This window comes from Pseudomonas mercuritolerans (genome assembly GCF_025706525.1).
In the GTDB taxonomy this organism is placed as follows: domain Bacteria; phylum Pseudomonadota; class Gammaproteobacteria; order Pseudomonadales; family Pseudomonadaceae; genus Aquipseudomonas; species Aquipseudomonas mercuritolerans.
Genome location: NZ_JAMSHA010000003.1, coordinates 467,920 through 492,769, shown reverse-complemented (window position 1 = coordinate 492,769; position 24,850 = coordinate 467,920). Strand labels below are relative to the sequence as shown.

The window sequence follows — 24,850 nt, the reverse complement described above, 5'->3', positions numbered from 1 at the left end:
CACAAAAGACAATGCATGCTCCAATTGCAACGCAGTGCGTGTGCGTTTGGCTATGCTCAAGGCCAGGGGCTCAAGCATGGCGTCGGGCGCACAAACCCGTACAATGCCGGGCTGTGACCCGCATTACGCTGCGCACGGTGTTTATGGCTGTGTTTATAAAACCAGTGGCACAGTGTTAAAAGTAGTCTCAGTTGGGCTTTTCACCTTTTTACCTGCCTGGATTGGGCAGTTTTTATCGTCATTCAATAGATGGACGCGCCTCGGGCGCAGGAAAAGAAGCGTTTTGAAGAAGACCACCGAAGCACCCAAAACAGTCGTTCCGCTCTGGCGCCAGCAACTGCACTACCGGCTCAAGGAAGGTGCATTGATCGCCATCGGGGCCTTGTGCCTGTTCCTGATGATGGCTTTGCTGACTTACGGCAAGGACGATCCGGGCTGGAGCCATAACAGCAAGATCGACGATGTGCAGAACTTCGGCGGCCCGGCCGGCTCGTACAGCGCCGATATCCTGTTCATGGTGCTCGGTTACTTCGCCTATATCTTCCCGTTGCTGCTGGCGGTCAAGGCGTACCAGATATTTCGTCAACGCCATGAGCCGTGGCAGTGGAGCGGCTGGCTGTTTTCCTGGCGCCTGATCGGTCTGGTATTCCTCGTGCTCTCCGGCGCTGCGCTGGCGCACATTCACTTCCACGCCGCGACCGGTCTGCCCGCCGGTGCTGGCGGTGCCCTGGGCGAAAGCCTTGGCGATCTGGCGAAGAATGCGCTGAACATTCAAGGCAGCACGCTGCTGTTCATCGCGCTGTTCCTGTTCGGCCTGACCGTATTCACCGACCTGTCGTGGTTCAAGGTGATGGACGTCACCGGCAAGATCACCCTCGATCTGTTCGAGCTGTTCCAGGGCGCGCTCAACCGCTGGTGGTCGGCGCGCACCGAGCGCAAGCAACTGGTCGCGCAACTGCGTGAGGTCGATGACCGCGTCCACGATGTAGTCGCACCGACCGTCACCGACAAGCGTGAACAGGCCAAGGTCAAGGAACGCCTGATCGAGCGCGAGCAAGCGTTGAGCAAGCACATGTCCGACCGCGAGAAGCAGGTGCCGCCGGTGATCGCGCCGGCACCAGCCAAGGCGCCGGAGCCGAGCAAGCGCGTGCAGAAAGAGAAGCAGGCGCCGTTGTTCGTCGACAGCGCGGTCGAAGGCACCTTGCCGCCGATCTCCATTCTTGATCCAGCGGAAAAGAAACAGCTCAACTATTCTCCTGAGTCCTTGGCAGCGGTGGGCCACTTGCTGGAAATCAAGCTCAAGGAATTCGGCGTCGAAGTCACCGTTGACTCGATCCACCCGGGCCCGGTGATTACCCGTTACGAAATCCAGCCTGCCGCCGGGGTAAAAGTCAGCCGTATCGCCAACCTGGCGAAAGACCTGGCGCGTTCGCTGGCGGTGACCAGTGTGCGGGTCGTCGAGGTTATTCCGGGCAAGACCACCGTCGGTATCGAGATTCCCAACGAAGACCGCCAGATCGTGCGTTTCTCCGAGGTGCTGTCGACCCCCGAGTACGACAACTTCAAATCGCCGGTCACCCTGGCGCTCGGTCATGACATCGGCGGCAAGCCGGTCATCACCGACCTAGCGAAGATGCCGCACCTCCTGGTGGCCGGTACCACCGGTTCCGGTAAGTCCGTGGGTGTGAACGCGATGATCCTGTCGATCCTGTTCAAGTCCGGCCCCGACGATGCCAAGCTGATCATGATCGACCCGAAAATGCTTGAGCTGTCGATCTACGAAGGCATTCCGCACCTGCTCTGCCCGGTGGTGACCGACATGAAGGACGCCGCCAACGCCTTGCGCTGGAGCGTTGCCGAGATGGAGCGTCGCTACAAGCTGATGGCGAAAATGGGCGTGCGTAACCTCTCCGGCTTCAACGCCAAGGTCAAGGAAGCCCAGGATGCCGGCGAGCCGTTGAGCGATCCGCTGTACAAGCGCGAAAGCATTCACGACGAAGCGCCGCTGCTGCAGAAACTGCCGACCATCGTCGTAGTGGTGGACGAATTCGCCGACATGATGATGATCGTCGGCAAGAAGGTCGAAGAACTGATCGCGCGTATTGCGCAGAAGGCGCGTGCGGCGGGTATTCACTTGATCCTCGCAACCCAGCGCCCTTCGGTGGACGTGATCACCGGCCTGATCAAGGCCAACATCCCGACCCGTATGGCGTTCCAGGTATCGAGCAAGATCGACTCGCGGACCATCATCGACCAGGGTGGCGCCGAACAACTGCTCGGTCACGGTGACATGCTCTACATGCCGCCGGGCACCAGTCTGCCGATCCGGGTGCACGGCGCGTTCGTCTCCGACGATGAAGTTCATCGTGTGGTCGAAGCGTGGAAGCTGCGCGGTGCGCCGGAATACAACGACGACATCCTCAACGGTGTCGAAGAGGCGGGTAGCGGCTTCGAAGGCAGCAGCGGTGGTGGCGACGGTGATGATCCGGAAGCCGACGCGCTGTATGACGAAGCGGTGCAGTTCGTCCTCGAAAGCCGTCGTGCGTCGATTTCCGCTGTGCAGCGCAAGCTGAAGATCGGCTACAACCGCGCCGCGCGGATGATCGAAGCGATGGAAATGGCCGGCGTCGTTACCTCAATGAACACCAACGGTTCGCGTGAAGTCCTGGCCCCAGGCCCGGTACGCGACTGAAACGCAACGACTCGGGTGGCGCAATGACGCGCCACCCGCTCTCCCACGAGTATTCAAGAGGACTCTCATGCGCCTTATCCGCATGCTGTTGCCAGTACTGGCGCTGACCACACTCACGGCCCACGCTGATGAAAAGGACGTGGCGCGTCTGACCCAGTTGCTGGAAACATCGAAAACCCTGTCGGCCAACTTCTCGCAGTTGACCCTCGACGGCAGCGGTACCCAATTGCAGGAAACCACCGGCAACATGACCCTGCAGCGTCCGGGCCTGTTCTACTGGCACACCAACGCGCCGGCCGAGCAGACCATGGTCTCCGATGGCAAGAAAGTCACCCTGTGGGACCCGGATCTGGAGCAGGCAACCATCAAGAAGCTCGACGAGCGGCTGACCCAGACGCCGGCGCTGCTGCTGTCGGGTGATGTCTCGAAAATCAGCCAGAGCTTCGACATCAGCGCGAAAGAGGCTGGCGGTGTGATCGACTTCACCCTCAAGCCGAAGACCAAGGACACGCTGTTCGATAACCTGCGCCTGTCGTTCCGTAACGGTCTGCTCAATGACATGCAACTGATCGACAGCGTCGGCCAGCGCACCAATATCCTGTTTACCGGGGTCAAGGCCAACGAAGCGGTGCCAGCGTCCAAATTCAAATTCGACATTCCCAAGGGTGCCGACGTTATCCAGGAATAAACACAGGCCCTTTGTGTCAGGGCCTTTGTGGTGAGGGCCTGCTATTGAGAGGCTATTGTGGCGAGGGGATTTGTCCCCGTCCGGCTGCGCAGCAGTCGTCGCTTTTGGGGCGGCTTCGCAGCCCAACGGGGATAAATTCCCTCGCCACAGGTTCTTCAGCAGATTTCAGAAAATCAGAGGTTTCAACGCTACGTGATGGATCTGTTTCGCAGTGCACCGATTGCCCAACCCTTGGCCGCGCGTCTGCGTGCGGCCAATCTGGATGAGTACGTCGGTCAGGAACACGTGCTCGCTCGCGGCAAGCCTCTGCGTGAGGCGCTGGAGCAGGGCGCGTTGCATTCGATGATCTTCTGGGGGCCGCCGGGCGTGGGCAAGACCACCCTGGCGCGGCTGCTCGCGGAAGTCTCTGATGCGCACTTCGAAACGGTTTCGGCGGTGCTCGCCGGGGTCAAGGAAATCCGTCAGGCCGTTGAGATCGCCAAGCAGCAGGCCGGCCAGTACGGCAAGCGCACGATCCTGTTTGTCGATGAAGTGCACCGCTTCAACAAGTCGCAGCAGGACGCGTTTCTGCCGTACGTGGAAGACGGCACGCTGATCTTCATCGGCGCCACCACCGAAAACCCTTCGTTCGAACTCAACAACGCCTTGTTGTCGCGGGCACGCGTCTACGTCCTGAAAAGCCTCGACGAAGCGGCGCTGCGCAAACTGGTGCATCGGGCTTTGACCGAAGAGCGCGGGCTGGGCAAGCGCAACCTGACACTGAGCGATGAAGGTTTTCAGATGCTGCTGTCCGCCGCTGATGGTGATGGCCGGCGCCTGCTCAATCTGCTGGAAAACGCCTCTGATCTGGCCGAAGACAACAGCGAAATCGGCACTGATTTGCTGCAAAGCCTGCTCGGCGATACACGCCGACGCTTCGACAAGGGCGGGGAAGCGTTCTACGACCAGATATCGGCGCTGCACAAATCGGTACGCGGCTCCAATCCCGACGGCGCGCTGTACTGGTTTGCGCGGATGATCGACGGCGGTTGCGATCCGCTGTACCTGGCGCGGCGCGTGGTGCGCATGGCCAGCGAAGACATCGGCAACGCCGACCCGCGTGCGCTGAGCCTGTGCCTGGCGGCGTGGGAAGTGCAGGAGCGTCTCGGCAGCCCTGAGGGCGAATTGGCAGTCGCCCAGGCCATTACTTATCTGGCCTGTGCACCGAAAAGCAATGCGGTGTACATGGGCTTCAAAACTGCACTGCGCGCAGCTGCTGAAAACGGCTCGCTGGAAGTGCCGCTGCATTTGCGCAATGCACCGACCAAGCTGATGAAGCAATTGGGTTATGGCGACGAATACCGCTACGCCCACGACGAGCCGGACGCCTATGCCGCCGGCGAAGACTATTTTCCGCAAGAACTCGAGCCGATTCCGTTCTATCAGCCAGTGCCCCGTGGCCTGGAGTTGAAGATCGGCGAGAAGCTCAATCATCTCGCTCAGCTCGATCGTCTGAGCCCTCGGCAGCGGAGAAAATAGTGGTCCCATTGATCCTTGCAGTGTCGGTCGGCGGTGTTGCCGGGACATTGTTGCGCTTCGCCACCGGTAATTGGGTCAGCGCCAATTGGCCGCGGCACTTCTATACCGCGACGCTGGCCGTTAATATCGTGGGCTGCCTGCTGATTGGCGTGTTGTACGGCCTGTTTCTGATACGCCCGGAGGTGCCGATCGAGGTGCGCGCCGGGTTGATGGTCGGCTTCCTCGGGGGGCTGACGACTTTTTCATCCTTTTCACTGGATACGGTGCGCCTGCTGGAAAGCGGGCAAGTGTTGCTGGCCCTGGGCTACGCCGCACTCAGCGTATTCGGCGGGCTGCTCGCGACGTGGGCCGGCCTGTCCCTGACCAAACTTTGATAACGAGAAACCGACATGCTCGATTCCAAACTGTTACGTAGCAACCTTCAGGACGTAGCGGACCGCCTGGCTTCCCGTGGCTTTGCCCTGGACACCGCGCGCATCGAAGCGCTGGAAGAACAGCGCAAGACCGTCCAGACCCGCACCGAAGCACTGCAGGCTGAGCGTAACGCGCGTTCCAAATCCATCGGGCAGGCCAAGCAGCGTGGCGAAGACATCGCGCCGCTGATGGCGGACGTCGAGCGCATGGCGGGCGAGCTGAGCGCCGGCAAGGTCGAGCTGGACGCGATCCAGACCGAACTGGATTCGATCCTGCTCGGTATCCCCAACCTGCCGCACGAATCGGTTCCGGTCGGCAAGGACGAAGACGACAACGTCGAAGTGCGCCGCTGGGGCACCCCGACCCAATTCGATTTCGAAGTGAAAGATCACGTCGCCCTCGGCGAGAAGTTCGGCTGGCTGGACTTCGAAACCGCCGCCAAGCTGTCCGGCGCGCGTTTCGCCTTGCTGCGCGGCCCGATCGCCCGTCTGCATCGTGCACTGGCGCAGTTCATGATCAACCTGCACGTCAACGAGCACGGCTATGAAGAGGCTTACACGCCTTATCTGGTTCAGGCTCCGGCGCTGCAAGGCACCGGCCAGCTGCCGAAGTTCGAAGAAGACCTGTTCAAGATCGCCCGCGAAGGCGAAGCGGATCTGTACCTGATCCCGACTGCCGAAGTGTCGCTGACCAACATCGTTGCCGGTGAAATCGTCGATTCCAAGTTGCTGCCGATCAAGTTCGTTGCCCACACCCCGTGCTTCCGCAGCGAAGCCGGTGCGTCGGGTCGCGACACGCGTGGCATGATCCGCCAGCACCAGTTCGACAAAGTCGAAATGGTCCAGATCGTCGAGCCATCGCAATCGATGGAAGCGCTGGAAGGCCTGACCGCCAACGCCGAAAAAGTCCTGCAACTGCTCGGTCTGCCTTACCGCACCCTGGCGCTGTGCACCGGCGACATGGGCTTCAGCGCGGTCAAGACCTACGATCTGGAAGTGTGGATTCCGAGCCAGGACAAATACCGCGAAATCTCCTCGTGCTCCAACTGCGGCGACTTCCAGGCGCGGCGCATGCAGGCTCGTTTCCGCAACCCGGAAACCGGCAAGCCCGAGCTGGTGCACACCTTGAACGGTTCCGGCCTGGCGGTCGGTCGTACTCTGGTTGCCGTGCTGGAAAACTACCAGCAGGCCGACGGTTCGATCCGCGTGCCGGACGTGCTCAAACCGTACATGGGTGGCCTTGAGGTCATCGGCTAAATGAAATATCTGCCGCTGTTTCACAACCTTCGCGGCAGTCGTGTGTTGGTTGTCGGTGGGGGGGAAATTGCCTTGCGCAAATCCCGCCTGCTGGCCGATGCCGGTGCGCTGCTGCGGGTGGTCGCACCTGAAATCGAAACGCAACTGGCTGAACTGGTCGCTGCCAGCGGCGGTGAATGCGTGTTGCGCGGTTACGCCGAAACGGATCTGGACGGTTGCGGGCTGATCATTGCCGCTACCGACGACGAAACGCTCAACGCGCAAGTCTCCACCGACGCCCATCGGCGTTGCGTGCCGGTCAACGTGGTCGATGCGCCGGCCTTGTGCAGCGTGATCTTCCCGGCGATCGTCGATCGCTCGCCGCTAATCATTGCCGTCTCCAGCGGCGGTGATGCGCCGGTACTGGCGCGCCTGATCCGCGCGAAAATCGAAACCTGGATTCCTTCCACTTACGGTCAATTGGCAGGGCTGGCTGCGCGTTTCCGTCATCAGGTGAAAAACCTGTTTCCGGATGTTCAGCAGCGTCGTGGCTTCTGGGAAGACGTTTTCCAAGGCCCGATTGCCGATCGTCAACTGGCCGGGCAGGGCGCTGAAGCCGAGCGCCTGCTGCAGGCTAAGGTCGATGGCGAGCCCATGGTCACCACAGGCGAGGTTTATCTGGTCGGTGCCGGTCCGGGTGATCCGGATCTGTTGACCTTCCGCGCGCTGCGTCTGATGCAGCAAGCCGATGTGGTGCTCTATGACCGCCTGGTGGCGCCGGCAATTCTTGAGTTGTGCCGTCGCGATGCCGAGCGGGTGTATGTCGGCAAGCGTCGCTCCGAACACGCCGTGCCGCAGGATCAGATCAACCAGCAACTGGTCGATCTGGCCAAGGCCGGCAAGCGTGTGGTGCGGTTGAAGGGCGGCGATCCGTTTATCTTTGGGCGCGGTGGCGAAGAGATCGAAGAACTCGCGGCCCACGGTATTCCATTCCAGGTGGTCCCGGGCATTACGGCGGCCAGCGGTTGCGCTGCTTATGCGGGGATTCCGCTGACCCATCGAGATCATGCGCAGTCCGTGCGGTTTGTCACTGGCCACTTGAAGGATGGTTCCACCGATCTGCCATGGGCCGATCTGGTCGCCCCGGCGCAGACGCTGGTGTTCTACATGGGCCTGGTGGGTTTGCCGATCATCTGTGAGCAGTTGATCAAGCACGGTCGCGCGGCGGATACCCCGGCGGCATTGATCCAGCAGGGCACCACGGTCAATCAGCGGGTTTTCACCGGCACGCTGGCGGATCTGCCGCAAATGGTGGCAGAGCATGAAGTGCATGCGCCGACCCTGGTGATCGTCGGCGAAGTGGTGCAGCTGCGCGAGAAACTTGCGTGGTTTGAAGGGGCTCAGGCGCAGGTCTAAACACCGCGTCGTTCCCTTCGCGAGCAGGCTCGCTCCCACATTGGATCTGTGTCATGCACAAATCCGGTGTGGGAGCGAACCTGCTCGCGAACGGGGTCTCGAACCAATACCGAGCTAATCAACCCCGGCGCCAAACCCCTTTCCCGATCAACCGCTCGCGATCATGCGCCACGCTGAAATCCTGCTGCGGCCCCTTCGGCACCACGCCGGTCGGGTTGATGGTTTTGTGGCTGCCGTAGTAGTGATGCTTGATGTGCTGGAAATCCACCGTCTCGGCAATCCCCGGCCACTGATACATCTCGCGCAGCCAGTTCGACAGGTTCGGGTAGTCGGCAATCCGCCGCAGGTTGCACTTGAAGTGGCCGTGATACACCGCGTCGAAACGAATCATCGTGGTGAACAGGCGCACATCGGCCTCGGTCAGGTATTCCCCGCTCAGGTAGCGATTGGCACCCAGCAGTTGCTCCAGATGATCCAGCTCGGCAAATACTTCATCGAATGCCTGTTCGTAGGCCTGCTGCGACGTGGCGAACCCGGCACGATAGACGCCGTTGTTCACCGCCGGATAGATCCGCTCGTTCAGCGCATCGATCTCATTGCGTAGCGGCTCCGGGTAAAAGTCCAGATCGTTACCTGTGATCCCGTCGAAGGCGCTGTTGAACATGCGGATGATTTCCGCTGATTCATTGCTGACGATGCGCTTGAGTTTCTTGTCCCACAGCACTGGCACCGTCACGCGCCCGGTGTAGTCAGGCGTGTCAGCGGTGTAGCGCTGGTGCATGAAGTCGAAGCCATCGAGTTTGTCGCCGGTCGAGCCGAGCGCTTTGTCGAAAGTCCAGCCGTTTTCCAGCATTAGCCAGCTGACCACCGACACGTCGATGAGACTTTCCAGCCCTTTGAGTTTGCGCAGGATCAGCGTGCGATGCGCCCAAGGGCAGGCGAGGGAAACATAGAGGTGATAGCGCCCGGCTTCAGCAGTGAAACCGCCTTCACCGCTGGGGCCTGGCTGACCGTCGGCGGTCACCCAGTTGCGGCGTTGCGCTTGTTCGCGCTGGAACGCGCCGTCCTTGCTGCTTTCGTACCACTTGTCCTGCCAGTGGCCGTCGACGAGTAAACCCATGATCAAGACTCCCAAAACCAATATTTGTTGGAGTCGAGTCTATTCCGATGAGTTCGAACAAAAAGCGCAAAGATCGGGCGCTAATGATCGGTTAGATCGATGTGTTGCGCGCCGCCCAATACTGCTCGGCGGTTGCGAAGGCCTGTTCGCGATTCTGACCGAGACCGCGCAGGGCAAGGGCCATGGTCGCAATCAAGGCCATTTGCGGGTAACTGTCGACCACATCGCCACGCCACACGGCTTTCAAGTGTTCGGTGTCCAGCGAGGCGGGTTTGACATGGCGCTGCGCTGACAGCTGCGGCCATTCTTCATCCCAGCTCTGACCGCTGCTGGTGCCATAAAGGTGGCTGGTGGCGTCGGGGTTGATCTCGATTTCACCGCCATCGCCCTTGACCACAATTGCCGTGTCGCCGAGCAAGCCGCTGGCATCGCGATGCACCGCTTGGTAGCCCGGGTGGAAAATGCTTTGCAGGCCGCAGCGTGCGCCCAACGGATTGAGAATCCGCGCCAGCGAGTGGATCGGCGACCGCAGGCCCAAGGTATTGCGCAGGTCGATCATCTTTTGCAACTGCGGCGCCCAGTCCACCAGCGGCATAAAGGCCAGGCCGCCGTTGTCCAGTGCCGTGCCGACCTGCTGCCAATCACGGCACAGGGGAATGTTCAGTTCGCCCAGCAGTTGTTCGCTGTACAGACGCCCGGCCGTGTGCGCGCCGCCGCCATGCATGAAGATCCGCACGCCGTTTTGCGCCAGGCACTTGGCCGCCAGCAGATACCAAGGCAAATGGCGTTTTTTGCCGGCGTAGGTCGGCCAGTCCAGGTCGACATTTAATCCAGGCGCTTGCAAGCGTGCGCGCAGGGCTTCGGTGAAACCGGCCATTTCCTCGGCGCTCTCTTCCTTGTGCCGCAGCAACATCAGGAAGGCACCCAGTTGCGTATCTTCGACTTGGTCATCGAGCACCATGCCCATGGCCTCGCGGGCTTCTTCGCGCGTCAGGTCGCGGGCGCCGCGCTTGCCCTTGCCGAGAATGCGCACGAATTGCGCGAACGGGTGCTCGGCAGGCGTTTCGAGGGTCAATGCTGGAAAGTCGTTCATAGGCAATTCGTCGGTTTGGGCAGGCCCGCCAGTTTCGCGGCGAGTTTGGCAGGGGTGCCTTTGAACAGTCGGTTCAGGTGCAGGCTGTTGCCTTTGTCGGCGCCGAGTTTCAACGCGGTGTACTTGATCAGCGGACGCGTGGCCGGCGATAGCTGGAATTCGGCGTAGAAGCTACGCAGAAGCTCGAGGACTTCCCAGTGTTCAGGCGTCAACTCGATGTCTTCGGCGGCGGCGAGGGCGCTGGCGACTTCGGCCGACCAGTCGCTGAGGTCAACGAGAAAGCCGTCCTTGTCCAGTTCGATGGCGCGGGCGCCTACGGTCATTGAATTCATAGCCAGCTGTTGACCTTGGCGTGATGGATCGACAGTTCGACGAAGGCCGGGTAGTCGATGGCCTCGGCCCAGTCTGGAATCTCGATCGCACGCGCCTGTGCGTCCTCAACCAATACAAAAAGTTTGATTGGTCGCTCTTGCAGAGCAGAGAACGGCGCAGTGTCCGGTTGCAGCGCATACACCGCATCGCCGGACAACAACACGGCATCGGCGCTGCCGAGCAGGCGCAGGCAACTGCTCAGGCGATCGTCGCCGAACGGGGAATGAGACAACACATGCAAAGTCGACATCAGAGGGTAATCACCTGATCGTAGCGGTCAATAAGGGCGGTGATTTGATCAGCGGCCAGTGGCTGCGCTTCGTCCAGCGACAGGTTGCCAAGACCGCGAGCATTGGCGCTTTCGACGCAATAGAACAGCTCTTCGATACCAAACATCGGTAGCGCCTGCAGATTGGCGCTGAGGTCTTTCTGCTGCACGGCCTTGGCGTTCTGCCCGGCGGCCAATTGCAGCACGCCGTCATCGAGAAACAGCAAACCGATCGGCAGATCGAAGGCGCCACCGGCGAGCACGATATCCAGCGCTTCCCGCGCACCGGGGCCGGACCACGGCGATTGGCGGCTGATGATCAACAGCGATTTGGCCATGTTCAAGCGCCTCCGAAACAGATGAGCCGATCAGCGTCCTGCACGGCGTCGTGCAATTGACCCAGACCAGACAATTCCCACGGCGCGCTGAGCGAAATCGCTTCACGCTGGTAACGCTTGGCTTCTTCTTCGTTCAACACACCACGGCGCAAAGCGGCGGCGATGCAGACCACGCCATCAAGTTGCTTTTCGTTGATAAAGGCACGCCATTGCTTGGGCACGTCCAGTTCATCCTGCGGGGTCACCACCGCATCGGAGGCGTTGAACACGCCGTCCTGATAGAAGAACAGCCGAACAATCTCATGGCCGCCGGCCAGCGCGGCCTGGGCAAACAGCAAGGCACGGCGCGAGGAGGGCGCATGGGCGGCGGAAAACAGCGCGATGGCGAACTTCATGATGGACTCGATCAGCGAAACTGCGGCCATGATAAAGCTTTATTGCGCGTGCCGCGAAATCTGGTAATACGCGGTTCACTGTGGGAGCGAGCCTGCTCGCGAAAGCGTCGTCTCGTTCGAGATCAGTTTCGGCAGTCACACCGCCTTCGCGAGCAGGCTCGCTCCCACGGAAGATTTGCGGCGGCTGGATTACGGGGTGATGCCGTAAAGATCGCAATACTCGATCCAGCCCATCCCCGCCATTTCCGCCACTTCCCGATGCACTTCCAGCCGTTGCGCCTGATATTCCTCGGGCGAAGCAGCGGTCAGCTGCAACGTCAGCTCCCAGGCGAACAACCTCTGTCTCTCCGCTTCTTCCTCAAACGCCTCATGCAAGCGTTCTTCGCGATACTGCGCCTGGGTTTCGCCCTTGGCTTGAGCCAGCAGCGGGTTGAGATGGTCGAGGGTTTCACGTAGTTCGGGTCGCGCATCGAGAAACAGTTTCAAAGCCTGTTCATGTCGCTGGTCGCTAGGCGCCATGTAATTTCCTTGTGTGACTGATGACCATAGGGTGCCGCACCTGCTTGCGCATGTCGCGCATAAAAACAGTAAAGCAGAACGATTTGCCGCGTCGCAGTGCTACAGTCCGCTTTTTTCTCGATGAGCAAATGCAATGCGAATGCTGATGGTAGTGCTGGCGGCGGCCCTGTTGGCCGGGTGCGCCGGTTCGGTGATGAACGATGCTCGCAGCAAGAGCCCGGACAAGGTCCTGACCTCGGACAAGCCGGAGAAAGACGTCGCCCGGTGCGTGCAATTCGCCTGGCAGGACGAAGCGGTGTTTGGCGTCGACGCGGCGGCCTATCTGGAACCGCGCGAGTCCGGCGGCACTACGGTTTATACGCGTTCGGCAGAGTCGTTTGTCGATGTGATCACCGAAGCGTCAGGTACGACCTTGAACTATTACGCGCAGAAGAGTGATTTTGTCGCGATGCGGCGGATGGCGGCGATGGCGACCTGCCTGTGATTATGGGGTGAAGCGGTTGACGCTTTCGCGAGCAGGCTCGCTCCCACAAGTTGTAATGCATTGCACTGTGGGAGCGAGCCTGCTCGCGAATACGGCATGACTCAATCGATCAGGCGCTTCTGAAAGTAGTGCCGCTTGTGCCCCGGTGGGTAGTCAACGATTTCCCCAAACTGGCTGAACCCCAGCTTCCTGTAGAACTCCGGCGCCTGAAAATCGAACGTGTCGAGCCAGAGGCCGTAGCAATTCTTTTCCCTGGCCAAGGCTTCCGCCTGAGCCATCAATTTCGAGCCGATACCCTGTCCGCGACCCTGTTCCGGCACGGACAGCAGCTCGATGAACATCCAGCGAAAAATCATTCGCCCGTACAAACCGCCCAGTATTTCGCCATTTTCGTCTTTGACCATCAAGGCGAACGGCTCGGATTTCGAACCGCCGGTTTGAGCATCGTTGTATTCGATCAGCGGCTGCAGAATGGCCTGACGCTGTTCCTCGGTAGGGCTCTGCGTCAACTCGATACGCAAATTCATGCATGACTTCCTTGTGTAATTGAACGCCCAGCCTAACCCGTCCGGGCAAACGCCTCCAAGCCCTTCGATCGAACAAGCGGAACCGTCAAACCAGCGTTGCGGTCTAGGCTTTTATCGCGTCTTTCCCTGAGCGCGATTGATGAGGAAATCCCGTGAATATTTTTGAAGCCCTGCGCGAAAGCCACGAGCGCCAGCGCACTTACGCCAAGGCTTTGATCGCGACCAGCGGCGACAGCCCTGAGCGGGTCGAGGCCTACAAGCAGCTCAAAGCAGAACTGCAAGCCCATGAAACCGCTGAAGAGCGGCATTTCTATATTCCGTTGATGGAAATCGATGAAGGCGTGGACCTGAGCCGCCACGCCATCGCCGAACACCACGAAATGGACGAGATGATGGAAGAGCTCGACGAGACCGAAATGTCCAGTCCGGCCTGGCTGGCCACGGCCAAAAAGCTTTCCGACAAGGTTCATCACCACCTCGAGGAAGAAGAGCACAAATTCTTCCAGATGGCCGGCAAGCTGCTCGACGATAAACAGAAAAGCCAACTCGCCGGGCAGTACGAAAAGGAGTATCAGGCGCAACTGTCTGAATGACCAAAGGCGACTCGGCGTGTAGGTGTTCAGCTACACGTTGAGTGCGATGCGTCGTCGAGCACTGGTTATGCATCCAGTGTTTCCGGGGCTTTTTACGTCTTGCACACTGGGACTGTGACAAAAGCGCCGATGGACAAAAAATTCACCTCCGTTAGCTTGAAGGCCTCTCCTCGGGAAGGAGAGTTCTCAAATCAACGGAGTGAGCAAGATGAATCAGGCAATCCCACAAACCCAACTCAAACACGGTCGTGTCATCTCGCCAGCGAGTCGCGGCGCAGTGGCCATCGACCTCGGCCTGCTCGGCGCTTGGCAAGTCAATGAAATGGAGGGCGGCAAGAACTTTCCGGCCCTGGACGCCGGACCGTTCCCCCAACCCTTCGAGACCGACTCGGACAGCGTCGCGCCGCCGGCCGATGGCTACATTCTCAGCGGCGGCAAGACCGATGCCCGCGATTGCGTCAATTACACCGCCGACGAGATGAGCAAGAAGCTCGGTCGTTCCTTCAGCTGGCCGCTGCTCAATGTCGATCCGGGGCAGATTCTCAACGTCACCTGGGCCTACACCGCACCGCACACCACCCGAGGTTATCGCTGGCTGATCACCAAAGACGGCTGGGATCCCCAGCAACGCATCAGCCGTGGGCAGCTGGAAACCCAGCCGTTCTTCGAAGACTTCTACCCGCATGTGCCGTATTACAGCCATGCTGATGAATTGAAGGCCAAGGTCGATCATCAAGTGAAGCTGCCTGCGAACAAGCAGGGTCATCACGTCATTGTGCTGATGTGGATCGTCGCCAATACCGGCAACGCCTTCTACCAGGCCTTCGACGTCGACTTCCAGTAACAACCCAGGCTGAACGAGCCCGGTAGCGCTGCCGGGCTTTTTTTGTCGGCGCAATTGATCGACCATGGCAGTCCCCCCATGAAGACAGGATCAGACGCGATGTCCAACACAGCCGAACGGGTCAACATCGTCGACACTCAGGTGTTGTCCCACGACTGGTATCTGCTGAAGAAAATCACCTTCGATTACCACCGCAACAACGGCGAGTGGCAGCGCCAGACCCGCGAGGTCTACGACCGGGGCAACGGCGCGGCGATTCTGCTGTTCAACCGCGAAAAGCGCACGGTGGTGCTGACCCGCCAGTTCCGTTTGCCGGTGTTCGTCAATGGTCACGATGGTTTGCTCATCGAGGTGGCGGCGGGGTTGCTGGAAGGTGCCGCCCCAGAGCAACGCATTCGTGACGAAGCCGAGGAGGAAACCGGTTATCGCGTGCATGACGTGAGAAAGGTGTTCGAGGCGTACATGAGTCCCGGTTCGGTGACGGAGAAGCTGCACTTCTTTATCGCCGAATACGACGCCGCGTCCAAAGTCAGCGACGGTGGTGGCCTGGAAGAGGAAACCGAAGAACTGGAAGTGCTCGAGTGGGGCTTCGATGAGGCACTGGCAGCGTTTCAACGCGGCGAGATCTGCGATGCCAAGACCATCATGCTGTTGCAGTACGCAGCGATGAATAACCTCTTCGCTTGATTCGGGCAGGAGCTGCCAACGTCTGCGATGGCTCGGCATACTGGCTGAACGGGGAGGCGCAATACGTAAAGCCGGCCATACTGCTTGTTGCTCCTGAAGCGTTGCCCTGCGTTTTGCGCAGTCCCCAAAAACAAAAAGAGATCGACTCATGAAGTACGAACCTTTGGCCAGATCGCTCATTGCGACCTCTCTGGCGCTCAGCTGTCTCATGGCTCACGCGGCATCAGTGGCTCCGGTGGCGGCGGAAAACGGCATGGTGGTCACCGCGCAACATCTGGCGACCCATGTCGGCGTCGACGTTTTGAAAAACGGCGGCAATGCCGTGGATGCGGCAGTGGCCGTGGGCTATGCGCTGGCGGTGGTCTATCCGGCTGCGGGCAACCTTGGCGGCGGCGGGTTCATGACCATTCAACTGGCGGACGGGCGCAAGACCTTTCTTGATTTCCGCGAAAAAGCGCCGCTGGCAGCGACCGCCAACATGTATCTGGACAAGGACGGTAACGTCATTCCGGAACTGAGCACGCGCGGCCATCTGGCCGTCGGGGTGCCGGGCACCGTGTCCGGCATGGAGCTGGCGCTGAGCAAATACGGCACCAAACAGCGCAAGGAGATGATTGCCCCGGCGATCAAACTGGCCGAAGACGGTTTCGAACTGCAACAGGGCGATGTCGAGTTGCTTGAGTACGCGACGGATGTGTTCAAGAAGGACATGCGCGATTCCGGCTCGATCTTCCTCAGCAACGGCGAGCCGATGCAGGTCGGGCAGAAACTGGTGCAAAAGGATCTGGCGAAAACCCTGCGGACGATTTCCGACAAGGGCGCCGACGGCTTCTACAAAGGCTGGGTCGCCGATGCCATCGTCACCTCCAGTCAGGCCAACAAAGGCATCATCACCCAGGCTGACCTGGACAAATACAAAACCCGCGAACTGGCCCCGGTTGAGTGCGATTATCGCGGCTATCACGTGGTCTCGGCGCCACCGCCAAGCTCCGGCGGGGTGGTGATCTGCCAGATCATGAATATCCTCGAAGGCTATCCGATGAAGGACCTGGGCTTCCATTCGGCTCAGGGCATGCACTACCAGATCGAAGCGATGCGCCACGCGTACGTCGATCGCAACAGCTACCTTGGCGATCCGGATTTCGTGAAAAATCCCATCGAGCATCTGCTGGACAAGAACTATGCGACCAAACTGCGCAACGCCATCCAGCCGCAAAAGGCCGGCGTGTCGGCTGAGCTCAAACCCGGTGTAGCGCCGCATGAAGGCAGCAACACCACGCACTATTCGATCGTCGACAAGTGGGGCAATGCCGTTTCGGTCACTTACACCCTTAATGACTGGTTCGGCGCCGGCGTGATGGCGAGCAAGACCGGGGTGATCCTCAACGACGAGATGGACGACTTCACTTCCAAGGTCGGCGTGCCGAACATGTACGGGCTGGTCCAGGGGGAGGCCAATGCCATCGCACCGGGCAAGGCGCCGCTGTCGTCGATGAGTCCGACCATCGTCACCAAGGATGGCAAAGTGGTGATGGTGGTCGGCACGCCGGGTGGTAGCCGGATCATCACCGCGACCTTGCTGACCATGCTCAACGTCATCGATTACGGCATGGGCCTGCAGGAAGCGGTTGACGCGCCACGCTTCCACCAGCAGTGGATGCCGGAGGAAACCAACCTCGAAGACTTCGCCGCCAGCCCGGATACGAAAAAAATCCTGGAAAGCTGGGGTCACAAGTTTGCCGGCCCGCAGGATGCCAACCACATCGCCGCGATTCTGGTCGGCGCGCCTTCACTGGACGGCAAACCGGTTGGCAAGAATCGCTTCTACGGCGCCAATGATCCACGGCGTAATACCGGCTTGTCTTTGGGTTACTGAGCGGAGTAAAAGAGGGGCGGGCGCAAGTCCGCCCCATCTCAAGGACTGATCAAGGAAGGCTCGACATGACCACCGCATTACTGATCATCGACGTCCAGCAGGCGCTGTGTGCTGGTGAATATCAGTGCTTTGAAATCGACCGCGTGATCGCCACGATCAACGATCTGAGCCAGCGCGCCCGCGACGCTGGCGTTCCAGTGGTGTTGATTCAGCATGAAGAAAAGGACGGTCCATTCGTGCATGGGGCGGACGGTTGGCAACTGGCTAACGGTCTGCTGACTTCGACGAAAGACCTGCTTGTAGGCAAAACTACCGGGGACTCTTTCTACCAGACCGATCTCGGCAAGCTGCTGCCCAGCGAGGACTTCGAACGCCTGATCATCTGCGGCCTGCAAACCGATTACTGCGTCAACGCCACAGTGCGCAGCGCGCATTCACTGGGCTACGACATCGTCATCGCGCAGGATGCGCATTCGACGGTGGATAACGGCAACATGAGCGCCGAGGACATCATTGCCGAACACAACAAGGACTTCGCCGCCCTGACCAGTTCCGTGGCACGAATCGACGTCAAACCGGCAACCCAAATCACCTTCTGAACTCACACAAAACCCCTGTGGGAGCGAGACTGCTCGCGAAAGCGCTGTTACAGCCAACATCAAACCGACTGATATACCGCCTTCGCGAGCAGGCTCGCAGGGGGTGAGCAGGCTCTACGACAACGGCGATTTACGGCAGCAGCACTGGCATACTCCCCGCCGCCCGAAGAATGGAATCTCTCGATGTTCGCTATCTCCCTGCGTCACGCCGTGGCGCTGACCTCTCTCGTCCTTGCCTGCACCGCTCACGCCAGCAGTTTCGATTGCACCAGCGCCGCCAGCAAAACCGAAAAAGCCATCTGCAGCGATCCCTACCTCTCAACCCTTGACGACAAGCTCGCCGAGCAATGGCGGACAACGCTGGGCAAAGTTGCCGATCCCAAGGCTCTGAAAACCGACCAACGCCAATGGCTGAAAAACCGCAACGCCTGCGGTGCCCTGAGCGCATGTCTGCGGCGCGAATACCTGATGCGCCTCACCGAGCTCGAACACGCGGTTCAGCCGTTCAGCTGGGACGCCACCTGGCAACTGATTCCGCGCGGCACTTCGACATCGGCGGCCGTCGTTACCCAGCGTCGTGATGCCACGCATATCGACATCGATATATCAGCAGGCGAGGGCGCCAATTCTGGCGATCTGACTGGCGTTGCCCAACTTAAAGACGCAACTGCCGTTTACGCTCAGGACGCCTGCAAACTCACCTTCACGCCAGTCAATGGCGTACTGAACGTCACGCAAACCGGTGCCGATTACGATTGCGGCGCTGGCATGGGCGTGTATTACGCCGGTCGGTACGTTGCTTCCGAACAACCGCTGAAGCTGGATTACGATCTGCTCAGCCTCGGTCTGGCTCGCACGCCCGCAGAAGATCAGGCACTGCGTTCGCTGCTCAAGACTGACTACCAGAAACTCGTGGAAACCTCCGGTTCATTGCAGGTCGGCGAGGCCTCAAAAGATGTGCCTGATGCTCAGGTGGTAGAAATATGGATGCGTGGTCTGGGTGGCATCGGCATCCTGATGAGTGCCGACGACGCGCAGGTCTGGCTGATCTTCAAAAGCTACGATGACCGCGGCAAGGAACATCTTCGTTACTACACCAATGCGCAGCAGTGGAAGCAGAAGCTCCCTGATGTTCTGCAAGCCTGGTATGAGCGCTTCAAAAACAATGGAACGTCGGAACTGGAATTCATGCCCTGACCATGCTCGAAGCTTCGATGCGAACTATTTTTTCCCTTCAGCCTTTTCATAATCGATTGCTGTCTCTAGAATCCGCCCGCTTCTGCGGTGGAGGCGTATTGCCATCATCTGGTAATCATCTAAGGGACGGACATCATGCAATTCGGGAAAATGCTGGCGCTGGGGCTGGTTCTTGCGCTGGGCGGTTGTGCCAGTTTCACCAAAGACGAAGTGGCCCCGGTGACACTGCCGTCGATGGCCAACTACGCCAACAAGCCAAACGTCTACGTCGATTTCGACTTTTACCAGGGCGAACCGAAAAGTGCCTCGGCAGTGGAAGTGCCGCAAGCGCGCGATCAACTCAAGCCACAGCTGCAGAAGATTCTTGCCGATTCCGGCCTGTTTGGTCGGGTCACGCTGGACGAATTCGAGAAACAGCCGGGTGACTACAGCCTGCGTCTGAAAATGTACAACCATCCACCGAACGCCGGTTCCATGGTGCTGGCCTTCATCAGTGGTTTGAGCATGATGATCATCCCGGCCTACGGCAGCGATCAGTACACCCTGAGCCTGGAAGCGCAGGATGGGCAGGGTCAGGCCGTGACGACGGCGAGCAACCACGACGCCGTGGGCACCTGGATCGGCATCTGGTTCATTCCGCTGATGGCCAACACGCCGAAGGACGCGGTGAACGACACCTTCACCCGTCAGGTCAATGCGCTGCTCAAGCAGATGGTTGATAACAACAACCTGAAGTACTCGGCACTGGACGCCGGTATTCCCCGGGCATGAAGCCAAAAAAGAGCCGCAATCGCGGCTCTTTTTTTGTCGGTTACTTCAGCGCCTGGATAAATTTCGGATCGCTGTACAGCTCTTTGAGCAAATCACGCAGCATCGGGTTGTAGGCGTTGACCGCGTTCGGGATCGCGATGAAACCGAAGAAGCTGCTGCTCCACTGGCTGCTGACATCTTTGGTCGCGTCGTACACCACATCACTGCCGTTGAGCAGAGTGAAGCGTGCAGCGAGCTGGCCGTCGCCTGTGCCCATCCCGGCGGACAGGTTGTTTTTCACCACAAGAACCTTTAACTGACGCTGAGCCTGCGGGTCGAGCAGACCGGCCTTGCGCAGTTCTTCGGTGATCGCGTCCTGAATGTGCGCCGGGATGCTGCCGGACGGCGAGCGGACAGGGTTGGCGCGAACTACCAGAGAACCTTCGCCTGATTCGGCGGTGACCTGCGGATTGCTGATCGCATTCAGAGGCGGGGTCTGCTTGAGCTTCTGAACGTTTTCATAACTCGGCTCGTAGCGGGTCATGGTCATACCACAACCTTGCAGCAGCAGCGCCAGCATCGGGATCAACAGCAGAGACTTCTTCACGGCAATACCTTGCACAGAACATAAGGGGGTGCGAATTATGGGCAGAGTGCCATCATTGAGCAATCAGGTTTTCCATTTCCAGCCCGCGCCAACCGATGTCAGTGTTTCACTGGCCCGAGGCCGAACAATTCCGTAACATTCGCCTCCCTCTTTTTTCGCGAAAACAGCGGCCGTGCTCGACGGCCGCTCTGTCAGGTAAGCCATGAAACCGATTCGTCTGCGCGCCGATGTCCTCGCCGGACTCACCACCTCGTTCGCCCTGTTGCCCGAATGCATTGCTTTCGCGCTGGTCGCGCATCTCAATCCGCTGATGGGCCTGTACGGCGCGTTCATCATTTGCACGCTGACAGCGTTGTTTGGCGGCCGACCGGGCATGGTTTCCGGTGCGGCGGGTTCGATGGCGGTGGTGATCGTCGCGCTGGTGGTGCAACACGGCGTGCAATATCTGCTGGCAACGGTGCTGCTCGGTGGTCTGATCATGATGGCGTTCGGGCTGTTGCGCTTGGGCAAACTGGTGCGCATGGTGCCGCATCCGGTGATGCTCGGTTTCGTCAACGGCTTGGCGATCATCATCGCCCTGGCGCAACTGGAGCATTTCAAAAGCGGCGAGCACTGGCTCAGCGGTACGCCGCTGTACCTGATGACCGGGCTGGTGCTGCTGACCATGGCCATCGTTTACATCCTGCCGCGCCTGACCAAAGCGGTGCCGCCGGCCCTGGTGGCGATCCTTGGCGTCGGCCTGCTGGTTTACCTGTTCGGTTTGCCGAGCCGCACCCTCGGCGACATGGCGCACATCGCCGGCGGTCTGCCGACTTTCGCCATGCCGGACATTGCGTGGAGCCTGGAAACCCTGCGCATCATCGCCCCGTACGCGATCCTGATGGCGATGGTCGGCCTGCTGGAAACCCTGCTGACGCTGAACCTGACCGACGAAATCACCGAAACCCGTGGCTACCCGGATCGTGAGTGCGTGGCGCTCGGCGCGGCGAACATGGTGTCCGGCGCGTTCGGTGGCATGGGCGGTTGCGCGATGATCGGGCAGACCGTGATCAACCTCAGCTCCGGCGGGCGCGGGCGCTTGTCCGGCGTGGTTGCCGGTGTGCTGATTCTGTTGTTCATTCTGTTTCTGTCACCGCTGATCGAGCGTATTCCGCTGGCCGCGCTGGTCGGGGTGATGTTCGTGGTGTCGCAGCAGACTTTCGCCTGGGCGTCGTTGCGGGTGATCAACAAGGTGCCGCTGCACGATGTGCTGGTGATCATCGCGGTGACCACCATCACCGTGTTCACCGATCTGGCCACGGCCGTGCTGTGCGGGATCATCATCGCTGCGCTCAACTTCGCCTGGCAGCAGGCGCGCGAACTGTATGCCGATGAACATCTGGAGGCCGACGGCAGCAAGCTCTATCGCCTGCACGGCACGCTGTTCTTTGCCTCGACCACGCCGTTTCTCAATCAGTTCGACCCGGCCAACGATCCGGCCAAAGTCACTCTCGACTGCCGACACCTGAGCTTTGTCGATTACTCGGCGATTGCCGCGTTGAAAACCCTGCGTGAGCGCTACGCCAAGGCTGGCAAGCATCTCCAGGTGTTTCATCTGTCGGAGCGCTGCAAAAAATTACTCAAGCGCGCCGGCGTCGATCACGACTGAAATCGCTGGCGTTGCATCCTTGAGCCAGGTCTTGCCGAGAATTCGCGAGACCTGTTCGGCGGAGTAGGGCTTGGCGAGAAATTCGAAACCTTCGTAACCGCTGCGGGCCAGTTCTTCGCTATAGCCAGAGGTCAGAATCACCGGCAGATCGGGACGGCGCTGGCGCAACTCCTTGGCCAATGCGACGCCGGTGATGCCCGGCATTACCACGTCGGAAAACACCGCATCGAACGCCATGGCATCGCCGCCGGCCAGTTGCAGGGCTTCTTCGGCGTTGGTCGCCCACGCGGTTTCATAACCCAGATCCTGCAGAATCTGGTTGGCGAAACGGCCAACCTCCAGATTGTCCTCGACCACCAGCACCCGACGTCTTTCGCAGGCCGGCTGCACCTCGCCATCGTCCTCGGTATCGTCGAGTTCAGCCTCGTCCGCCGGCACTTGCGGCAAATACAAGGTGAACTCGGTGCCTTGGCCGAGGACGCTGGAAACATCGACGTTGCCGCCCGATTGCTTGGCGAAGCCGAACACCTGCGACAGCCCCAGCCCCGTGCCTTTGCCGACAGCCTTGGTGGTAAAGAACGGCTCGAAGATGTGTTCGAGGGTGTGTGCGTCGATGCCGGCACCGGTGTCGGCCAGGGCAATCGACACGAAATGGCTGCTGGACCCAGCGTGGCCGCGAATCGGCGGCAGCGCTTTGTGGCACTCCAGGCGCAATTTCAGCTCACCCTGACCATTCATGGCGTCGCGGGCGTTCAGGGCGATGTTGATCAACGCGGTTTCAAACTGACTGAGATCGACGCGGATGTAGCAGGGGTGAACCGGGCGCTCGACGCACACGTGAATCTGCGCGCCGGTGACCGATTCGAGCATCTCGCCGATGTTTGCCAAACGTTCGCCGGCGTCGACTACCTGCGGATTGAGCGGCTGACGGCGGGCGAAGGCGAGCAACTGGCTGGTCAGCTTGGAGGCGCGCTCGACCGTATCGGAAACCGCGCGCATGTAGCGCTGGCGGCGTTCTTCCGGGAGGTTGGGCTGGCGCAGAAAATCCACCGACGAGCGAATGATCGTCAGCAAATTGTTGAAATCGTGGGCCACGCCGCCGGTCAATTGGCCGATGGCTTCGAGCTTCTGCGACTGGCGCAGCGCCGACTCGGCCTGGGCCAGACGCAGGCTGCGCTCTTCGACCCGTTGCTCCAGCGTGGCATTGAGTTCGGCCAATGCAAGCAAGCCCTCGCGCACGTTGGCATCGGCGCGCACCCGTTCGATGTGCGCCCAGCAACGTTCGGTGACTTCGCTGAGCAGCGCCTGTTCGAAGCTCGACCAGACACGCGGCACTTTGTCGTGAATGGCCATTAACGCGGTAAGACGGCCTTGCTTGATCAGCGGCACGCAAATGGTGGCGGTGATGCCTATGCTCTGAAAGGTCGCTGATTCTTCCGGCGGCAATTCGCTGCGGTTGTCGTGGATCACCAAAGGTTGACCCGCGCGCAGAAGACGTACTGCTTTCTCGCCGAAATCGCGCAAACGGTAGTGGCCGACGATGCTCGGCGAACCCGGCGCTGCATAGTCGCCGCGAATGGTGAAACCATCTTCGTCGGCATCCATGTCGGCGTAGGCGCAATTGGACAGACGCAGTTGCTCGACCATCAGCCGCGTGCTTGCCGCCAGGATTGCTTGCGCATCCGTGGCATTGGTCACCGCTTCGCCGATGGCATCGAGGACGGCCAGGCGTCGGTTGAGATAAACGGTCTGGGTGGTCTCGGTGACGGTGTCGATCATGCCGACGACATTGCCGTGGGAGTCGCGAATCGGGCTGTAGCAAAAAGTGAAGAACGCCTGCTCCGGGCCTTTGCCGCGTTCGATCTGCAGAGCGAAGTTTTCGATGTAAGTGGCCTGGCCGGCGTACGCGGCCTCAGCAATCGGGCTGATCTCGTGCCAGGCTTCCTTCCAGATGTCGCTGAAAGGGCGTCCCAACGCGTGCGGCTTGTCGCCGAGAATCGGTACGAAGGCGTCGTTATAGAGTGTGATGAGTTGCGGGCCCCAGACGATCGCCTGAGGGAAATGCGAGGCGAGACTGAGCGAGACAGTGGTCTTGAGTACATCGGGCCAGTTTTCCAACGGGCCGAGGGGCGAATTTGCCCAGTCGTGACGGCGGATCTGCCCGGCCATCTCGCCGTTGTCTTGCAACCAGTCTGTCATGGGGTTCGTGTCTTTCCGGGCATTTGTCTGAGAACAAAGACCTGCGCACAGGCTGTTTGGTTTCAGCGCACCAGACACTGTTTGCGCTGCGAATTATTCTGACCTACATCATGGCAGCAAAAAACAGCGGTGGCGAAAAGAGCGTCTTTTCGCCACCGGTTTTATCCTCGGATCGTGAGCGACTGCTCAGGCCTCGACGGCCGGGAAGTCAATGTCGGTCAGCGCCGTGTTGTTCAGGTAGTTGGTCAATGTCTGCACGGCGACCAGGGCAATCACTTCGATGATCTTGCGGTCATCGATACCGGCAGCGCGAGCGGCGGCCAACTGTTCATCGCTCAAGTGGCCACGGGTTTCGGTCAGTTGGCGGGCGAGGGCGGCGTAGGCATTCAGTTCGCCATGACGTGCCGCGATGATGTCCTGCGCCGACAGCCCGGCTTTGCCGGCGAACACGGTGTGTGCGGACAGGCAATAGTCGCAACCGTTGACCTGCGAAGTGGCGAGGTAGATGGCTTCCTTCTCTTTGCCGCTCAATGAAGTCTTGCCGAGGATGGCCGAGGCTTGCAGGTAAGTGTCGAATGCAACCGGCGCTTGGGCGAGGGTGGTGAAGACGTTGGGCAGGAAGCCGATTTTTTTCTTCACACCTTCCAGTGCAAGACGGGTGGCATCGGTGGCGGTGTCGAGGCTGATTGCAGGGATGCGGCTCATGGTGATTCTCCGAAATTCCGCAGCGAAGTGCAGCGGCGATGGAGAGATATTAGGCACTGCCAATAG

The 24,850-nt window shown here is 59.9% G+C and carries 26 protein-coding genes; 15 read left to right on the top strand and 11 right to left on the bottom strand.

What is annotated here, in order from left to right; translation table 11 throughout:
- Window positions 1-283: 283 nt before the first annotated feature.
- The 6 genes from ftsK (at window position 284) to cysG (ending at window position 7,963) form a co-directional block, all read left to right on the top strand.
- Window positions 284-2,692 carry a DNA translocase FtsK gene (gene ftsK / locus ND528_RS10760; RefSeq protein WP_041477069.1) on the top strand — a complete coding sequence of 803 codons (2,409 nt, stop codon included), beginning with the start codon at window positions 284-286 and terminating at the stop codon, window positions 2,690-2,692.
- Between the two features lie 67 nt (window positions 2,693-2,759).
- Window positions 2,760-3,380, top strand: coding sequence for an outer membrane lipoprotein chaperone LolA (lolA, locus tag ND528_RS10755; RefSeq protein ID WP_056788905.1), 621 nt, complete (start codon window positions 2,760-2,762; stop codon window positions 3,378-3,380).
- A 195-nt stretch (window positions 3,381-3,575) separates the two neighbouring features.
- Window positions 3,576-4,898: a replication-associated recombination protein A gene (locus ND528_RS10750; RefSeq protein WP_263470298.1), complete on the top strand. Its 1,323-nt coding sequence runs from the start codon at window positions 3,576-3,578 to the stop codon at window positions 4,896-4,898.
- Complete coding sequence (gene crcB / locus ND528_RS10745; RefSeq protein WP_016775261.1) at window positions 4,898-5,272, top strand: fluoride efflux transporter CrcB; 375 nt, start codon at window positions 4,898-4,900, stop codon at window positions 5,270-5,272. Before ND528_RS10750 ends, crcB begins: the two co-directional genes overlap by 1 nt.
- 15 nt (window positions 5,273-5,287) lie before the next feature.
- Window positions 5,288-6,568, top strand: coding sequence for a serine--tRNA ligase (gene serS, locus ND528_RS10740; protein WP_125927824.1), 1,281 nt, complete (start codon window positions 5,288-5,290; stop codon window positions 6,566-6,568).
- Window positions 6,569-7,963, top strand: a complete 1,395-nt coding sequence (cysG, locus tag ND528_RS10735) for a siroheme synthase CysG (protein WP_263470297.1) — start codon at window positions 6,569-6,571, stop codon at window positions 7,961-7,963.
- A gap of 118 nt (window positions 7,964-8,081) precedes the next feature.
- Here the strand turns inward: cysG and ND528_RS10730 are convergent, their stop codons facing one another.
- From ND528_RS10730 to ND528_RS10700, 7 genes are all read right to left on the bottom strand, one after another.
- Window positions 8,082-9,083, bottom strand: a complete 1,002-nt coding sequence (locus tag ND528_RS10730; protein ID WP_263470296.1) for a glutathione S-transferase family protein — start codon at window positions 9,081-9,083, stop codon at window positions 8,082-8,084.
- 91 nt (window positions 9,084-9,174) lie between these two features.
- Window positions 9,175-10,176 carry a glycosyl transferase family protein gene (locus tag ND528_RS10725; RefSeq protein WP_130912874.1) on the bottom strand — a complete coding sequence of 334 codons (1,002 nt, stop codon included), beginning with the start codon at window positions 10,174-10,176 and terminating at the stop codon, window positions 9,175-9,177.
- Window positions 10,173-10,508 (bottom strand): TusE/DsrC/DsvC family sulfur relay protein, encoded by a 336-nt coding sequence (locus tag ND528_RS10720; protein ID WP_016770652.1) that lies wholly within the window; start codon window positions 10,506-10,508, stop codon window positions 10,173-10,175. The genes ND528_RS10725 and ND528_RS10720 overlap by 4 nt, the downstream gene beginning before the upstream one ends.
- Window positions 10,505-10,798, bottom strand: a complete 294-nt coding sequence (gene tusB / locus ND528_RS10715) for a sulfurtransferase complex subunit TusB (protein ID WP_130912875.1) — start codon at window positions 10,796-10,798, stop codon at window positions 10,505-10,507. Before tusB ends, ND528_RS10720 begins: the two co-directional genes overlap by 4 nt.
- A complete protein-coding gene (gene tusC, locus ND528_RS10710; protein ID WP_137214796.1) occupies window positions 10,798-11,154 on the bottom strand; it encodes a sulfurtransferase complex subunit TusC in 357 nt (118 codons plus the stop codon). Before tusC ends, tusB begins: the two co-directional genes overlap by 1 nt.
- Before the next feature lie 2 nt (window positions 11,155-11,156).
- Window positions 11,157-11,549, bottom strand: a complete 393-nt coding sequence (gene tusD / locus ND528_RS10705; RefSeq protein WP_122508166.1) for a sulfurtransferase complex subunit TusD — start codon at window positions 11,547-11,549, stop codon at window positions 11,157-11,159.
- A 189-nt stretch (window positions 11,550-11,738) separates the two neighbouring features.
- The gene (locus ND528_RS10700; RefSeq protein ID WP_016770659.1) at window positions 11,739-12,068 is read right to left on the bottom strand and encodes a DUF6388 family protein; all 330 of its coding nucleotides are present in this window, start codon (window positions 12,066-12,068) and stop codon (window positions 11,739-11,741) included.
- 133 nt (window positions 12,069-12,201) lie between these two features.
- Between ND528_RS10700 and ND528_RS10695 the strand changes: the two genes are divergently transcribed.
- The gene (locus ND528_RS10695) at window positions 12,202-12,552 is read left to right on the top strand and encodes a hypothetical protein (RefSeq protein ID WP_024013401.1); all 351 of its coding nucleotides are present in this window, start codon (window positions 12,202-12,204) and stop codon (window positions 12,550-12,552) included.
- Between the two features lie 101 nt (window positions 12,553-12,653).
- On the opposite strand, the gene ND528_RS10690 is transcribed toward ND528_RS10695, so the two are convergent.
- On the bottom strand, window positions 12,654-13,079 hold the full coding sequence (locus ND528_RS10690) for a GNAT family N-acetyltransferase (RefSeq protein ID WP_130888681.1): 426 nt from the start codon (window positions 13,077-13,079) through the stop codon (window positions 12,654-12,656).
- Window positions 13,080-13,231: 152 nt separating this feature from the next.
- Here ND528_RS10690 and ND528_RS10685 point away from each other — a divergent pair, with 152 nt between their 5' ends.
- The 7 genes from ND528_RS10685 to ND528_RS10655 all read left to right on the top strand — a co-directional run bounded on the left by ND528_RS10685 (window position 13,232) and on the right by ND528_RS10655 (window position 19,646).
- A complete protein-coding gene (locus tag ND528_RS10685) occupies window positions 13,232-13,672 on the top strand; it encodes a hemerythrin domain-containing protein (protein ID WP_024013399.1) in 441 nt (146 codons plus the stop codon).
- 208 nt (window positions 13,673-13,880) lie between these two features.
- Complete coding sequence (locus ND528_RS10680) at window positions 13,881-14,516, top strand: lytic polysaccharide monooxygenase auxiliary activity family 9 protein (protein ID WP_263470295.1); 636 nt, start codon at window positions 13,881-13,883, stop codon at window positions 14,514-14,516.
- Between the two features lie 99 nt (window positions 14,517-14,615).
- The gene (locus ND528_RS10675; protein WP_263470294.1) at window positions 14,616-15,203 is read left to right on the top strand and encodes an NUDIX domain-containing protein; all 588 of its coding nucleotides are present in this window, start codon (window positions 14,616-14,618) and stop codon (window positions 15,201-15,203) included.
- A 148-nt stretch (window positions 15,204-15,351) separates the two neighbouring features.
- Window positions 15,352-17,079, top strand: coding sequence for a gamma-glutamyltransferase (gene ggt, locus ND528_RS10670; protein WP_122750609.1), 1,728 nt, complete (start codon window positions 15,352-15,354; stop codon window positions 17,077-17,079).
- 65 nt (window positions 17,080-17,144) lie between these two features.
- Window positions 17,145-17,678 (top strand): cysteine hydrolase family protein, encoded by a 534-nt coding sequence (locus tag ND528_RS10665; RefSeq protein WP_263470293.1) that lies wholly within the window; start codon window positions 17,145-17,147, stop codon window positions 17,676-17,678.
- 183 nt (window positions 17,679-17,861) lie between these two features.
- The gene (locus ND528_RS10660; RefSeq protein WP_263470292.1) at window positions 17,862-18,875 is read left to right on the top strand and encodes a lysozyme inhibitor LprI family protein; all 1,014 of its coding nucleotides are present in this window, start codon (window positions 17,862-17,864) and stop codon (window positions 18,873-18,875) included.
- A gap of 135 nt (window positions 18,876-19,010) precedes the next feature.
- Entirely contained in the window at window positions 19,011-19,646 is a 636-nt protein-coding gene (locus ND528_RS10655; protein ID WP_130912885.1) for a hypothetical protein, read from the top strand.
- A 40-nt stretch (window positions 19,647-19,686) separates the two neighbouring features.
- On the opposite strand, the gene ND528_RS10650 is transcribed toward ND528_RS10655, so the two are convergent.
- Window positions 19,687-20,232 carry a hypothetical protein gene (locus ND528_RS10650; RefSeq protein WP_130912886.1) on the bottom strand — a complete coding sequence of 182 codons (546 nt, stop codon included), beginning with the start codon at window positions 20,230-20,232 and terminating at the stop codon, window positions 19,687-19,689.
- Between the two features lie 202 nt (window positions 20,233-20,434).
- On the opposite strand from ND528_RS10650, the gene ND528_RS10645 reads away from it, so the two are divergent.
- Entirely contained in the window at window positions 20,435-21,880 is a 1,446-nt protein-coding gene (locus ND528_RS10645; RefSeq protein WP_263470291.1) for a SulP family inorganic anion transporter, read from the top strand.
- On the opposite strand, the gene ND528_RS10640 is transcribed toward ND528_RS10645, so the two are convergent.
- Together ND528_RS10640 and ND528_RS10635 are read right to left on the bottom strand one after the other, a co-directional pair.
- Window positions 21,848-24,079 carry a response regulator gene (locus ND528_RS10640; protein WP_263470290.1) on the bottom strand — a complete coding sequence of 744 codons (2,232 nt, stop codon included), beginning with the start codon at window positions 24,077-24,079 and terminating at the stop codon, window positions 21,848-21,850. The two genes, ND528_RS10645 and ND528_RS10640, sit on opposite strands and share 33 nt — an antisense overlap.
- Before the next feature lie 186 nt (window positions 24,080-24,265).
- Window positions 24,266-24,784 (bottom strand): carboxymuconolactone decarboxylase family protein, encoded by a 519-nt coding sequence (locus ND528_RS10635; RefSeq protein WP_263470289.1) that lies wholly within the window; start codon window positions 24,782-24,784, stop codon window positions 24,266-24,268.
- Window positions 24,785-24,850: the final 66 nt, after the last annotated feature.

Bases quoted from the DNA above. Each gene is read 5' to 3' on its own strand.
- lolA (WP_056788905.1), top strand. From the start codon at position 2,760: ATGCGCCTTATCCGCATGCTGTTGCCAGTACTGGCGCTGACCACACTC.
- ND528_RS10750 (WP_263470298.1), top strand. From the start codon at position 3,576: ATGGATCTGTTTCGCAGTGCACCGATTGCCCAACCCTTGGCCGCGCGT.
- serS (WP_125927824.1), top strand. From the start codon at position 5,288: ATGCTCGATTCCAAACTGTTACGTAGCAACCTTCAGGACGTAGCGGAC.
- cysG (WP_263470297.1), top strand. From the start codon at position 6,569: ATGAAATATCTGCCGCTGTTTCACAACCTTCGCGGCAGTCGTGTGTTG.
- ND528_RS10730 (WP_263470296.1), bottom strand. From the start codon at position 9,083: ATGGGTTTACTCGTCGACGGCCACTGGCAGGACAAGTGGTACGAAAGC.
- ND528_RS10725 (WP_130912874.1), bottom strand. From the start codon at position 10,176: ATGAACGACTTTCCAGCATTGACCCTCGAAACGCCTGCCGAGCACCCG.
- ND528_RS10720 (WP_016770652.1), bottom strand. From the start codon at position 10,508: ATGAATTCAATGACCGTAGGCGCCCGCGCCATCGAACTGGACAAGGAC.
- tusB (WP_130912875.1), bottom strand. From the start codon at position 10,798: ATGTCGACTTTGCATGTGTTGTCTCATTCCCCGTTCGGCGACGATCGC.
- tusC (WP_137214796.1), bottom strand. From the start codon at position 11,154: ATGGCCAAATCGCTGTTGATCATCAGCCGCCAATCGCCGTGGTCCGGC.
- tusD (WP_122508166.1), bottom strand. From the start codon at position 11,549: ATGAAGTTCGCCATCGCGCTGTTTTCCGCCGCCCATGCGCCCTCCTCG.
- ND528_RS10700 (WP_016770659.1), bottom strand. From the start codon at position 12,068: ATGGCGCCTAGCGACCAGCGACATGAACAGGCTTTGAAACTGTTTCTC.
- ND528_RS10695 (WP_024013401.1), top strand. From the start codon at position 12,202: ATGCGAATGCTGATGGTAGTGCTGGCGGCGGCCCTGTTGGCCGGGTGC.
- ND528_RS10690 (WP_130888681.1), bottom strand. From the start codon at position 13,079: ATGAATTTGCGTATCGAGTTGACGCAGAGCCCTACCGAGGAACAGCGT.
- ND528_RS10680 (WP_263470295.1), top strand. From the start codon at position 13,881: ATGAATCAGGCAATCCCACAAACCCAACTCAAACACGGTCGTGTCATC.
- ND528_RS10675 (WP_263470294.1), top strand. From the start codon at position 14,616: ATGTCCAACACAGCCGAACGGGTCAACATCGTCGACACTCAGGTGTTG.
- ggt (WP_122750609.1), top strand. From the start codon at position 15,352: ATGAAGTACGAACCTTTGGCCAGATCGCTCATTGCGACCTCTCTGGCG.
- ND528_RS10665 (WP_263470293.1), top strand. From the start codon at position 17,145: ATGACCACCGCATTACTGATCATCGACGTCCAGCAGGCGCTGTGTGCT.
- ND528_RS10660 (WP_263470292.1), top strand. From the start codon at position 17,862: ATGTTCGCTATCTCCCTGCGTCACGCCGTGGCGCTGACCTCTCTCGTC.
- ND528_RS10655 (WP_130912885.1), top strand. From the start codon at position 19,011: ATGCAATTCGGGAAAATGCTGGCGCTGGGGCTGGTTCTTGCGCTGGGC.
- ND528_RS10645 (WP_263470291.1), top strand. From the start codon at position 20,435: ATGAAACCGATTCGTCTGCGCGCCGATGTCCTCGCCGGACTCACCACC.
- ND528_RS10640 (WP_263470290.1), bottom strand. From the start codon at position 24,079: ATGACAGACTGGTTGCAAGACAACGGCGAGATGGCCGGGCAGATCCGC.
- ND528_RS10635 (WP_263470289.1), bottom strand. From the start codon at position 24,784: ATGAGCCGCATCCCTGCAATCAGCCTCGACACCGCCACCGATGCCACC.